This is a genomic window from Mycolicibacterium sp. XJ1819 (assembly GCF_053483675.1).
The window spans coordinates 119,781-131,938 of sequence record NZ_JBEFST010000013.1; the positions used below are offsets into that span (position 1 = coordinate 119,781).

13 protein-coding genes are annotated in these 12,158 nt (G+C 66.7%); 2 read left to right on the forward strand and 11 right to left on the reverse strand.

Annotation, left to right across the window (positions count from 1 at the left end; all coding sequences use genetic code 11):
- Nucleotide 1 precedes the first annotated feature (1 nt).
- The 8 genes from ABQE89_RS16045 to ABQE89_RS16080 form a co-directional block, all read right to left on the reverse strand.
- Entirely contained in the window at nucleotides 2-1,156 is a 1,155-nt protein-coding gene (locus ABQE89_RS16045; RefSeq protein WP_448418261.1) for an MCE family protein, read from the reverse strand.
- Entirely contained in the window at nucleotides 1,153-2,484 is a 1,332-nt protein-coding gene (locus ABQE89_RS16050) for an MCE family protein (RefSeq protein WP_448418263.1), read from the reverse strand. Before ABQE89_RS16050 ends, ABQE89_RS16045 begins: the two co-directional genes overlap by 4 nt.
- Nucleotides 2,481-3,833, reverse strand: coding sequence for an MCE family protein (locus ABQE89_RS16055; protein WP_448418265.1), 1,353 nt, complete (start codon nucleotides 3,831-3,833; stop codon nucleotides 2,481-2,483). The genes ABQE89_RS16050 and ABQE89_RS16055 overlap by 4 nt, the downstream gene beginning before the upstream one ends.
- Nucleotides 3,830-4,861, reverse strand: coding sequence for a virulence factor Mce family protein (locus ABQE89_RS16060; protein ID WP_448418401.1), 1,032 nt, complete (start codon nucleotides 4,859-4,861; stop codon nucleotides 3,830-3,832). The genes ABQE89_RS16055 and ABQE89_RS16060 overlap by 4 nt, the downstream gene beginning before the upstream one ends.
- A 55-nt stretch (nucleotides 4,862-4,916) precedes the next feature.
- Complete coding sequence (locus ABQE89_RS16065) at nucleotides 4,917-6,377, reverse strand: MCE family protein (RefSeq protein ID WP_448418267.1); 1,461 nt, start codon at nucleotides 6,375-6,377, stop codon at nucleotides 4,917-4,919.
- 3 nt (nucleotides 6,378-6,380) lie between these two features.
- Entirely contained in the window at nucleotides 6,381-7,235 is an 855-nt protein-coding gene (locus ABQE89_RS16070; protein ID WP_448418269.1) for an ABC transporter permease, read from the reverse strand.
- Nucleotides 7,232-7,999, reverse strand: coding sequence for an MlaE family ABC transporter permease (locus ABQE89_RS16075; protein ID WP_448418271.1), 768 nt, complete (start codon nucleotides 7,997-7,999; stop codon nucleotides 7,232-7,234). Before ABQE89_RS16075 ends, ABQE89_RS16070 begins: the two co-directional genes overlap by 4 nt.
- Nucleotides 8,000-8,176: 177 nt before the next feature.
- Nucleotides 8,177-8,650, reverse strand: coding sequence for a VOC family protein (locus tag ABQE89_RS16080; RefSeq protein WP_448418273.1), 474 nt, complete (start codon nucleotides 8,648-8,650; stop codon nucleotides 8,177-8,179).
- Nucleotides 8,651-8,807: 157 nt separating this feature from the next.
- On the opposite strand from ABQE89_RS16080, the gene ABQE89_RS16085 reads away from it, so the two are divergent.
- Entirely contained in the window at nucleotides 8,808-9,668 is an 861-nt protein-coding gene (locus ABQE89_RS16085) for an alpha/beta fold hydrolase (RefSeq protein WP_448418275.1), read from the forward strand.
- Nucleotides 9,669-9,678: 10 nt separating this feature from the next.
- Here ABQE89_RS16085 and ABQE89_RS16090 read toward each other — a convergent pair whose 3' ends face one another.
- Nucleotides 9,679-10,062, reverse strand: a complete 384-nt coding sequence (locus ABQE89_RS16090) for a DUF732 domain-containing protein (RefSeq protein ID WP_448418277.1) — start codon at nucleotides 10,060-10,062, stop codon at nucleotides 9,679-9,681.
- Nucleotides 10,063-10,197: 135 nt separating this feature from the next.
- The gene (locus ABQE89_RS16095) at nucleotides 10,198-11,151 is read right to left on the reverse strand and encodes a hypothetical protein (RefSeq protein WP_448418279.1); all 954 of its coding nucleotides are present in this window, start codon (nucleotides 11,149-11,151) and stop codon (nucleotides 10,198-10,200) included.
- A 40-nt stretch (nucleotides 11,152-11,191) separates the two neighbouring features.
- On the opposite strand from ABQE89_RS16095, the gene ABQE89_RS16100 reads away from it, so the two are divergent.
- Complete coding sequence (locus tag ABQE89_RS16100) at nucleotides 11,192-11,974, forward strand: adenylate/guanylate cyclase domain-containing protein (protein ID WP_448418281.1); 783 nt, start codon at nucleotides 11,192-11,194, stop codon at nucleotides 11,972-11,974.
- On the opposite strand, the gene ABQE89_RS16105 is transcribed toward ABQE89_RS16100, so the two are convergent.
- Nucleotides 11,971-12,147, reverse strand: coding sequence for a hypothetical protein (locus tag ABQE89_RS16105; RefSeq protein ID WP_448418283.1), 177 nt, complete (start codon nucleotides 12,145-12,147; stop codon nucleotides 11,971-11,973). The genes ABQE89_RS16100 and ABQE89_RS16105 overlap by 4 nt on opposite strands.
- Nucleotides 12,148-12,158: the final 11 nt, after the last annotated feature.

Below are 12,158 nucleotides of genomic sequence, written 5' to 3' on the forward strand. Positions count from 1 at the left end.
GTCAGGGCCCCTGATCCCAGCGGTACGGAGCGACCAGCGGGTTGCCGCCCGGTGGCGGCACGTTGTGGTTGCACGGGCTGGGGAACTGGCCGATGGTTCGCCCCCACTGCAGTTCCAACCAGGTCAGGTTGCACTCGAACCGCGTGCCGGTGAAGAAGCCGGCATCGATGCGGCTCAACGTCAGGTCGACGACCAACGTCAGGTTTGCGTAGTCGCCGCGCATCCAGTTGGTGAGCGTCTCCTTGGGGAACGGGAACGTCGGCAGGAAGCTGAATGCGCGGGTCAACGCGGGACCGGCGTCGGCCAGTTCCTCCAGCACCACGCCGAGGTCCTTGAGCTCTTGCACCAGAGCTTCCTTGGTCTGGTTGACCGAGTCGGCGGCCAGCGCGCTGAACCTGCCCAGCTGAGTCAGCGCCTCGGCCAGGTTCTGCCGCTGATCCCGGAGCACCGCCAGGGCGTCGGGCACCGTCCGTAACGCCTTGTCCACCACCGGCTTTTGCTCTGCGAGCTGACTCATCAGGTTGTTCAGACTCTCGGACGCCGCGATGATGTCCTGCTTCTGGTCGTCGAGGTGACCGATCGCGATGTCGAGCTGCTCGATCAGGCTGCGCAGGTCGTTCTCGCGACCGGCGAACGCGACACTCAATGCTTCGGTGATGTCGTGAATGTTGCCGATGCCGCCGCCGTTGAGCAGCAGCGCAACAGCGGCCAGCGCCTGCTCGGTGCTCGGATATGCGCTCGACGACTTCAGCGGAATCAGCGAGCCCTGTTTCAATCGGCCCGTGGGCGGCGCGTCGGTCGGCGGCGCCAACTCGATGTGCAAGGAACCCAACAGGCTTGTCAGCCCGAGGTTGGCCGTCGCGTTCGCGGGCAACTCGACGTCGCCGTTGAGTTCCATCGTCACCAGCGCGTGCCAGTCCTGGCGCTCGATCTTCTTCACGGTACCGACATTCACGTCCCCGACCCGGACACGAGAGTTCGGCTCGATGTTGTCGACGTCGGGCATCTGCGCCTGGATCGTGAACGCGCCCGGTCCGACGCCCTCCACACCCGGCAGCGGAATAGAGTTCAGCCCCTGCCAGTCGGAACAACCGGACAGCACCGCCGCCGATGCGAGCACGGCGACCGCTACCCGAAAGACCTTGCGCCGCATCATGGCCCCACCCCATTCGGCACCATCAGCCCGTGCAGACCCTCAGCCGGGTTCGGGGTGGTGACCGGCGCCTCGGCGGCCAACGGTGGCCCCGTCGCCGGCGGCGGTGGCGCCGCCTGCGCATCCGGCGATGGCCCAGCTGGAGGCGAGACCGGTTGCGGCGGGATGTAATTCGGCCGCAGCCAGTCCTCACTGTAGGTCAGCTCGTTCGGTCGCGTCGTGGCTCCGACGAAGACGTTCTGCATGATGGGCAGGAAGTTGTACTGGCGGTTCTTGAGGATCGGCGCCAGGTACTGCACGCACAGCTTCGCCGACTGCTCGGCGCCCAGCCGCGATGCCGCCTGAATTCCGCCGCACAAGAACGAAATCGGGTTGGCGAAGTTGTTGAGCATCGGCAAGCTGCTGACCGCGCCTTGGGCGGGCTGCCAGATGTTCACGTAGTTCTGCAGGGTGTTGGGCGCCACGTGCAGGAACTGTTTCACCTCGCCGAGGCTGTCGGTCAGAGCTTGCGTCACCCCGGCCAGTTTGTCCGACGTGGTGCCCAGCGCTTCGCGGTTGTCGGCGACGAAGGTCTGAACCTCGCCGACGACGTTGCTGAGGTCACGGACGGCGTCGGCAACCTCGTTCGGATCGTTGGCCAGCAAGCCGGTCACCGAGGCCAGGTTCTGGTTGAGCCGGCGCATCACATCGGTGCTGTCTTGCAGCGCCGACACCAACGTCGCGAGGTTCTTGACCGTGGAGAAGATGTCGGTGCTGTGGTCGCCCAGCGCCGTCATGGCCTGCGACAGCTTGATGACGGTGTCACGGATGTTGGCGCCTTCGCCGCGCAGGTTGTCGGCGGTGGTGTTGATGACCGACCCCAATGGGCTCACGCCGCCCGGCTCGGTGGGCTGCAGGGTCTCGGCCAGCTTCTCCAACTGCTGCCGGACCTCGTCCCATTCCACCGGGACGGCCGTGCGGTCCTGCGGGATGACCGTGTCGTCTTCCATCACGGGTCCGCCGGTGTAGGACGGGGTCAGCTGAATCATGCGGGCGGTCACCAGCGTCGGCGACAGAATGGCGGCCTTGGCGTCGGCCGGGACCTTGTACTTGCTGTCATACCAAAACGAGATCTTGACCCGCTCGGGCTGCGGTTCGATGGACTCGATCTTGCCGACGGGCACGCCGACGATGCTGACGTCATCACCCGGGTAGATGCCGTTGGCGTTGTCGAAGTAGGCGACGACGTGTGTGCGGTTGATCCGTTCGACGTTGCGCAACAGCACGATCGCGCCGGCGGCCAGGATCACGACCAGCGCGACGGCCAGCAAGTTGCGGGCACCCCGGGTCATCGTCCAGCCTCCGCAGGTGCGAGGTGGGGCGTCCCACCGGGAGCCGGTACCGCGACCGGCGACGGCGTCGGGTCCGGGGTCGACTGCAGACCCGGCGGCGCGGCGGCGGGCGGACCCGGTTGAGGCCCACCGGGCGGCGGCGCCGGCAGCGGCTCACGGTACGGATAGCAGCCAGGGCCGGGCAACGGCACGCCGGGCCACCCGCACAGCTGATCCTCGGGATTGCCGGTGATGGCGTCGGGCACGGTCAGCCGCGGTTCGCCACCCTGGCCCGTGCGCGGGAAGGGCACCGGCAGCGCCGGCGTCGCCCGCTGACCGACCTGCGGGTCGCTGAGTTCAGATGGCAGCAGCACATTGGGATCCAGGCCGAGGTCGGAGAACGCCGCGTCGATGAAGGGTTGCAGGAACTGGCCCGGCAGCAGGTTCGCGACGTAGTTCTTGAAGAACGGCCCGCCCGACACCGATTCGCCCAGCGACATCACGTAGTCGGTCAGCAACTCGAGCGACTTCTGCAGGCGTTCCTTGCGGTTGTCGAAGATCGTCAGCACGCCGTTGAGCTTGTCGAGGGCGGGCCGCATGGTCTCGCGGTTCTCGCCGATGAAACCCTGCAACTGCGCGCTCAGCGCCGAGATGTTGCCGGAGACCTCATCGAGTGCGGCCCGTTGGCTCTGCAGCTCGGCCAGCAGCGCGTTGGTGTTGGTGACCAGGCTGACGATCTGGTCGCTGCGCTCGGCGAGCACCGTGGAGGCCTTGTTGGCGTTACCGAGCAGACCCCGCAGCTGCGCGTCACGTTCGTTGAGCGTCTCGGAGAACCGCGCCACCCCCTCGACCGCAATCCGCAACTCGGGCGGAGTGTCGGAAAACGTCTCCGCCAACACCCTCAGCGAATCCGACAACTGGTTGGTGTTCAGACCGCTGATCGTCGTCGCCAACTCGCCCAACGCATCCGGCAGTTGATACGGCGACGTGGTGCGCTCGACGGGAATCACACCCTCCTGTTTCCCGTCGCCGCGCGCCATGACTTCGAGGATTCTCGTACCGAGCAGGCCCTTGGTCTTGATCGCCGCCTCGGTACGGTCACCGAGCCGGATGTCGCTGTCGACGGTGAACGTCACCAAAGCGTGCGGCCCGTCCAACTCGATGGATTTGACCTGGCCGACCTCGAATCCCGAAACCTGCACTTCCTCACCGGCTTTCAGCCCGCCCACCTCGGCGAAGTAGGCGGAGTACTGCGTACCCTGCAGGAACGGCAGCCGATCGTAATTCAGCGCGCCCAACACGATGGCGACCGTCAGCCCAAGGCCGACGGCACCGATGACCGTCTGATTTCGTTCCGAGAAACCCCTCATCGCGGCGCACACCTCCCGGTGGACTGCCCAGCGACTTTCACATACACCGGTTGGCCGCCCTTGCCGTTGAGTTTGAGCACGATGTCACACAGGTAGAAGTTGAAGAAGTCACCGTAGATGCCCTGGCGCGCGAGCGCTTGATGGGCCTCCGGCAGGGTGTTCAACAGGTTGTCGAAGTACTCGTGGTCGGCCACCACGATCCCCGCGGCGCGGTCGGTCTCCTCGATGGTCTTGGCGAACGGTGGACGGGCCTGCGACAGGAGGTCCGCGACGCTCTTGGCCGCGGCGTTGGTGTACGCCAACCCGTTGCTGATGTCCTCCTTGTCGTCGGCGAGTGTCCCCACCAGCTCGGAAAGCGCCTCGACGGCCTTCGCGAACTGGTCGTTCTGGTCGCCCAGAGATCCCAGCACGACGTTGAGGTTGACGATGACGTCCCCGATCAGTTGGTCACGGTCGGCCAGCGTGGTCGTCAGCGCGGCGGTCTGGGCGAGGAACGAGTTGATCGTCGCGCCCTGACCCTGCAGGGCCGAGATCAGCTGGCCCGACAGCGCGTTGACCTGGTCGGGGTCCAATGCCCGGAACAGCGGCCGGAATCCGCCGATCAGCGCGTCGAGGTCGAGGGCGGGCGACGTGCGCGCCAGCGGAATCGTGTCGCCCGGGTTGAGCTTGCGGGTACTGCCGACGCCTTCCTGCAGCGCCAGATACCGACCGCCGATGAGGTCGTCGTAGCGGATGACGGCCCGGCTGCCCTCGGTCAGCACCACCGACTCGTCGGCGCTGAACTCCACCCGCGCGGTCGTGTCCGGTTGGATGGCAACCTTTTCCACCTTGCCGACCTCGACGCCGGCGATGCGCACGAAATCGCCGTTCTCCAGCCCCGTGACGTTGGTGAACTCGGCCACGTAGCTCTTGGTGGTCTGCCCGAAGCGGATTTCGCCGAAGACCGCGTACAACCCGATCACGCCGAGCAGACACACCGTCAGGAAGGCGGCCAGACGCACCGCGTCGCGGCGGACCCTTGCGGTCATGCTTGACACGGCTGGCCTCCTTTCCTGGCTTCCTCTGTCGGCGGTCGGTTCTCGGTCATGGGAACGGCGGGCCCGGTCGTGCCGGGGTGGGCAGTGGGGCCGGCGGTAGCGGTGTGGGCTGCATCTGGGCGGGCGAGTGCACGATGAACGGCTCCGACCCCGGCGTCGCACCCGGATCGCGCGGTGCCATCGGCGGCGGGGCGGGCGGCAGGCCAGGCCACAGCGGGGTGCCGTCGTCCGCGTACAGGTCCGCACCGTAGGCCGGCGCTCCCGGATACGGGATCGGACCGATCGCGGGTCCACCGAACAGGTTGCGGACGCTGGGCGGCTCGGGCACGGCGCGGGTCGTCGGCAGATAGTTCGCGTAGCCCGGGAAGCCGATACCCGGGTTCGGCCGCAAGTCGAGTCCGGTGCCGAATCCGGTGTTGGTCACCAGATTGCGCACCGGCCAGTTCTTCGAGACATCGGGCAGAGAGCCGCAACTGGGCTTACCGCCGGGGCCGCCCTTGGCGCCGATGATCGGCAGGTGGTTGGGGTACTTGTAGGAATCGTCGCCCAGCCCCAACGCCACATCCAGCACCAGCGTGCGGCCGTTGCCACCGGGTCCGTCGTACCCGCCGTGGTCCAGCAGGTGCTTCGCGCCGGTCAACAGGCAGGTGTACTCGGGGCTGTACTTGTGCAACAGGTTCGTCGTCGGCTCGAGCACGTTGATGGCATTGATCAGGTTTTCCTGGTTCGGCGCGATCAGGTTGATCCCGCTGTTGGAGAGCCCGATGGTGGCCAGCAGCAACGCGTCCAACTGGCTGGCGTGGCCGGTGATCGTCGTGCTGGTGGTGCTGAGCGCGTCGAGGGTGCTCAGGATGTCCTGCGCCGCAACGCTGTACGTGTCGTTGAAATCTCTGAGGGCGCGCAGGTCCTCGGTCACCGTCTCATGACGTGGATTCAGTTCCAGCAGAACTTGGTTCGCGTCGGTGGTGGCCTGGCCGATCCGTTCGCCCTGACCTCGGACACCCTCGGCGAGCGCGGACAAGGTGCTGTTGAGCTTGGCGGGGTCGACCTGCTCGAGCACGTCGACGACGTTCTGGAACACCGTGTTGGCTTCGACGGTGACATTGCGGGACTCGATCACCTGACCGGCCGCCAGTCGCGCAGAGCTGGGGTCGCTGGGATAGACCAGATCGACGAACTTGGCGCCGAACACCGTGGTTGCCCGGATCTGCGCCTCGACGTTGGCGGGAATGTAGTCGATCTTGTCCTTGTCGATCTCCAGCTTCAACGCCGCCAACCGGCCGCCGCCCTGGATCGCGGAGACCCGCCCGACCTGCACGCCGCGCAACTTCACCTTGGCGTTGGTCTCCATCACCAGACCCGAGCGGTCGGAGGTCAACGTGACCGTCTCGGTCGATCTGAAGCTGCCGACGAACAGGGCGTAGGTCAGCCAGATGGCGATGGCGATGATCACCGCGAGGATCACCGTCCACCACGCGGGATGCAGGCCTTCGTCGTCGATGTCCATTGATCACCCGGCCAGGTTGAAGTCGCCGGACTGACCGTAAACCGCAAGCGAGAGCATCACCAGCACGAAGGCCGAGACGATCAGCGAGGTGCGCACCGCCCGCCCGACGGCCTCACCAACCCCTGCGGGCCCACCTCGCGCGGTGTAGCCGTAGTAGGTGTGCACGAGCATGATCATCACCGACAACGCGATGGTCTGACCGAACGACCACATCACGTCGGTGGGGTTGAGAAACGTCCTGAAGTAGTGGTCGTACACACCCGTCGACTGACCGTAGAGCACCGTGGTGCCGAAGCGCGCCGCCCAGAACGCGGCGATCACCCCGACGCAGTACAGCGGAATCACGACGAGAAAGCCCGCCACCACTCGCGTGGACGCGAGATACGCGATGCTCCGGATGCCCATCACCTCGAGGGCATCGACCTCCTCGTTGATCCGCATGGCGCCCAGTTGCGCGGTGGCGCCGGCGCCGATGGTGGCCGACAACGCCACCGCCGTGGTGGCAGGCGCGATCAGCCGCACGTTGAAAAACGCCGAGGCGAAACCGGTCAGCGCCTCGACACCGATCTCCGAGAAGTCGGTGTAGCCCTGCACGGCCACCAGCGCGCCCGTCGTCACGGTCAGAAAGCCGACGATCGCCACCGTGCCGCCGATGATGATCAGCGCACCCGCCCCCAGGCCCATCTGGGCGATGATCCGAATCAGCTCGACCTGATAGTGCAGAAGGGTGTAGCGGATCGAGCCCAGCGTGCGACCGAAGAACTTGGTCTGCATCCCGATGCGGTTCCACGGGTCGGCCACACTGCGAAGCCGGCCTTTCAGCCATGGGAACTGGGAATGCGGCCGCGAGACAGTCACATCGTCACCTTCACCGCGATGGCCGTGGCGACGATGTTGATCGCGAACAGCGCCATGAACGTGAAGACCACGGTCTCGTTGACCGCATTACCGACGCCCGCCGGGCCGCCACCGACGGAAATGCCCTTGTAGCAAGCGATCAGCCCGGCCGACAACCCGAACAACGCGGCCTTGAGCAACGCGATGGTGACATCGGCGGTGCCGATCAGCAACGTCAGACCGGCGGCGAACGCGCCCGGTGAGACGTTCTGGATGTAGACGACGAAGAAGTAGGCGCCGGCCAGGCCGACGAGGATCACGGTGGCCGACAACGCCAGTGACACCAGGGTGGCGGCAAGCACGCGCGGAACGACGAGCGCTCTGATCGGATCGATGCCCATCACACGCAGCGCGTCGAGTTCCTCGCGGATGGTTCGCGCGCCCAGATCCGCGCACATGGCGGTGGCGCCGGCCCCGGCGACCACCAGGACCGTCACGATCGGCCCGATCTGGCGTACGGTGCCCAAAGCGGCACCGGTGCCGGAGAAGTCGGCGGCGCCGAATTCGGTCAACAGGATGTTGAAGGTGAACGTCAACAGCACCGTGTAGGGGATCGTCAGCATCAGCGTCGGAACGATCGACACCCGCGCGACGAACCAGGACTGCGAGATGAACTCCCGCCATGCGAACGGCGGCCGAAACATCGCCAGAAAGGTGTCCAGCGCCATCGCGTAGAAGCCGCCGACGGCGCGTACCGGTTTGCCAATGACGTCTGAGGCGGCCATCAGCGGGTCAGTCCCCGTGAACTCCTCACTGCCATTGGCCGGTGATCCCTCCGATTGACAAACCACGCCCCCAAAGAGGTCGTCATAACGTTACACGTCGGTACGCCACGTCACCGTACAACCCGCGTTTCTCGCGAAAGAACCCGCAGTGGACGGTGATCGGCCGATAATGCGCCGTCAGGCGTTGGCGACTGCTTCCTCGAGGTCGGCGACGTTGATTTTGCGCATGCCGAGCATGGCTTTGGTCGCCGCGGTGGCGCGCACCGGATCGGGGTCGGCGAGCAGTTCGTCGAGCCGGACCGGAACGATCTGCCAGCTCAGCCCGAACCGGTCCGTCAGCCAGCCGCACTGCGACTCCTCGCCGCCGTCGACCAGGCGGTCCCAGTAGTAGTCGACCTCCTCCTGATCTTTGCAGCTGACCAGGAAGGACACCGCCTCGGAGAAGGGGAACTGCGGGCCGCCGTTGATGCCGACGAACCTGGTCCCGTCGAGCACGAACGTGCCCGACACCACCTCGCCGGGGGCGCCGGGGCCGGCCTCGGTGTAGCGATTGAACGTCTCGATCGCGGAGTTGGGAAAGATCGAGGTGTAGAAGCGCGCGGCCTCCTCGAGCTCGTCGTTGAACCACAGGCTGGGGGTAATCGTGGGCATATCGGTTACGACCGGCGCCGTAGCCGAAACTCATCGCCGCCCGCTTTGGCGATTTGGGTGTGAAAACCAGCGCTGTGTGCGCAGGTAATCACGCCGAAATCGCTGGCGGCAAGGCTGCTCGGTAACGTGAGCCGTCAGATCAGCGGAGAGGACGTCGGTGAGCAGCACACACAGCGAGCCTCAGACGGTGCAATTTCGGGGAACCCAGGACGTCACCCTGGTCGCCGACGAGTGGAACCGAGACATCCCGTCGACCGGTCGTCCGTCCGTGCTGATGCTGCACGGCGGCGGCCAGAACCGGTTCTCGTGGAAGGCCACCGGTCAGATTCTGGCCGATCGAGGCCTGCACGTAGTCGCGCTGGACAGCCGCGGGCACGGCGACAGCGACCGCGCACCGGATGCCGACTACTCCGTCGACACGCTGTGCGCGGACACCCTGCAGGTCATCGATCAGATCGGGCGGCCCGTCGCGCTGATCGGCGCGAGCATGGGCGGTATGACGGGCATGCTGGCGGCGGATGCCGCCGGGCCGGACAAGGTCGTCAAACTGGTGCTCGTCGACGTGGTGCCGCGCTACGAGAAGACCGGCAGCGCCCGCATCCGGGAGTTCATGGCCAGCGGCGCCGACGGTTTCGAGTCTCTGGAGCAGGCGGCCGACGCGGTGGCGGCCTATCTGCCGCATCGGGCGCGGCCGCGCAGCCCAGACGGCTTGAAGAAGAACCTCCGTCTGCGGGAAGGCCGCTGGCACTGGCACTGGGATCCGGCGTTTCTCACCGCGCCCGACGACGACCGGTTCGTCCGGGTGGACAAACTCGAGCGGGCGGTGATGGATCTGACCGTTCCGGTCATGCTCATCCGCGGCAAGCTCTCGGATGTGGTCAGCACCGAGGGGGTCGACGATTTTCTGACGAAGGTTCCCACCGCGGAGTTCGTCGAACTGTCCGAGGCCGGCCACACCGCCGCCGGCGACGACAACGACGCGTTCTCCGACGTCGTGGTGCGATTCGTCGGCGGCTGAGGGCGGGCGCTCAGACCACCATGTCGGCCACCGGTTGGTCCCCGGTGTAGATCGGCACCATCTCCGGCACGAACGCGACCATCGCGGCGGCCACCACCCGGGCGGCCATCACCCTGGTCAAGGTGGGGTTGGCCAGCCAGACGCGGTAGGCCACCTGCGCGGGGTCCACACCGCTCCTCAGGTCGTAGGCGATGTGGTGACCCGTCCGGGTCAGATCGCCGTAGCTGTAGCCGGGCGCCGGACCGATCCCGTCCTGCGCGAGCAGGCTGATGTAGAGCGACTCGGCGTCTGTCTGCGCCGATGCGGTGGGCGCCGTCAACGCATGGCCGAGCATGCCCAGCATCAGCAGAAACCCTGCGGCCAGCGAAGCGAGTGCGCGGACGTGGGTGGTCATATTTCGCCTCTCGAGCTCCGTTCGATCTCTCGCGCTTCTCATCGTCGCGAGGCGGGCGGGCCGGCGGCAGGGCCGATGGCCGCTACTGTCCGGGACCAAAGTCGATGCCGCGAAGGCCCAACGTCACACCACCGGCTACGCGAGCAGCGGCACCGAGTCGTGGCGGGTGTCGGTGAGGATCTCCAACATCGCGCGTCGGGTCGCCACCAGCTCGGTGCGTTCGAACGCCTTACCCGCGACTTGAATTCGACACGTGGCGATGGCGGAGTTGTAACAGTACTTCGCGTGCCCGTCGGTGTCGGTGTAGGTCAGGCCGATCACGTCCGACGGTTCGGCGACGATCTCGCCTTGGATCATCCGCTCCCCCACCCGGCCGCCGAACGCCCAGGAGAACGGCCGATACCGGCCGTGCGTCTGCAGGCTGCCCATCAGCGAGCGGACCGCGAATTCCTGTCCGGCGTGGCGGAACACGAACAATGTCGCCGTGGGCGTCGGGAGCGGCCCGATCGTTGCACGGGCGGTCACGATCTCCAGCGTGGTGTCGGGCGCATCGTCGAATCCGCAGACCTGGCCGAACGCGTAGGCCGGGGTGTGCCTGGTGCCCCAGTTGTGGTTGACGCTGCCGGTCCACCCGTCGACGTCGAACCGCAGGTCGTCGAACTCCAGCAGCCCGTCGAACCGCGCGCGCGGATGCCGCACGGTGGTCTTCGCCGACGGGAACCGGGCGCGATAAGCACGCTCGGTGAGCAGTTTGACCGGCTCCTCGACGCCGGGAGTGATCTCCAGATCCCAACGCGCGGTACGTGTTCCGTCCGTGATCGTGCCCTGAGTCGAATGGTCGTCGAGTGAAGCGGTGCCGATGCGGGCGGTCCAGGTGTCGTAGCGGTAGTCGGCCGTGTCGATCGGGTGGGGCACCTTGAGCGCCCGGAGTCCCTGGCCACCGGCCCCGAAGACCATCACCCACACATCGGCGACGGGATCGCCGACGGTCGGCAGCAGCAGCGTCTGGCGCAGCCACAGCGCCCGCGGTTGAGCGGGATCGTTGGCGCGGATGAAGCGGCTCTCGTAACACGGGGGCTTTCCAGACATCCCAGACATCACGGGGACAGCATCCAATACTGATGCGGTGATGGGAACGCAGATCGCGGCATATGTGTTGGGAGCGATCGCGGCGGCCGAAGCCGTGGCGCTGGTCGTGGTGGGCGTACGGCTCCGACGCGCCCTGGCCGAGAACGCCGACCTTCGTCGCCGCGTCGACGGCCGCAACCTGCTGATCTCCGGCGGCCGGGAGGCCGTCAAGACGGTGTGGCAGACCGCCAGCATCCTGCGCAAGGACGGGTTCGAGGCCGCGGTGCGCTCCTCGATCGAGGATCTGGCCGACTGGGCGGAGGTGGAGCGCCCCGACCTCGCGAAGCTCGCGCCCAGCGGCAAGGTGGCGATCCTGTTCACCGACATCGAGGAGTCCACGGCACTCAACGAACGCATCGGCGACAAGGCGTGGGTCAGGCTCATCGGTAGGCACGACAAGATGGTGCGTCGACATGTGCAGACCTACTCGGGACATGTGGTCAAGAGCCAGGGCGACGGGTTCATGGTGGCGTTCGCGCACCCCGAACAGGCGGTGCGGTGCAGCGCAGCGGTCCAGCGTTCACTGCGCAAGCGGCCCAACGACATCCGGGTGCGGATCGGCATCCACATGGGCAAGTCGGTGCGCCGCGGCGACGACCTGTTCGGCCGCAATGTCGCGATGGCGGCGCGGGTGGCGGGCGAGGCCGACGGCGGCGAGGTTCTGGTCAGCGAGGCCGTCCGCGACGCCGTGGCCGACCAGGACGACATCGCGTTCGACGACGGCCGCGACGCCGAACTCAAGGGGTTCTCCGGCACCCACCGGCTGTTCGCGCTCGCCCCTTAGTCGTCGGTTTTGCCGGTACCGGTTTCGGTTTCGGCCACCCGCTGATGCAACCGGGCGCGAATGTCGTCGGGGGTATAGGAGTTGCGGCGCCGTTGGTCACGTGCGACCAGCACCCCTCCGGCCACCACACCGGCGACTCCGGCCAATCCGACCCATTTCCATATGCCGCGCATGCCCCGAGTCT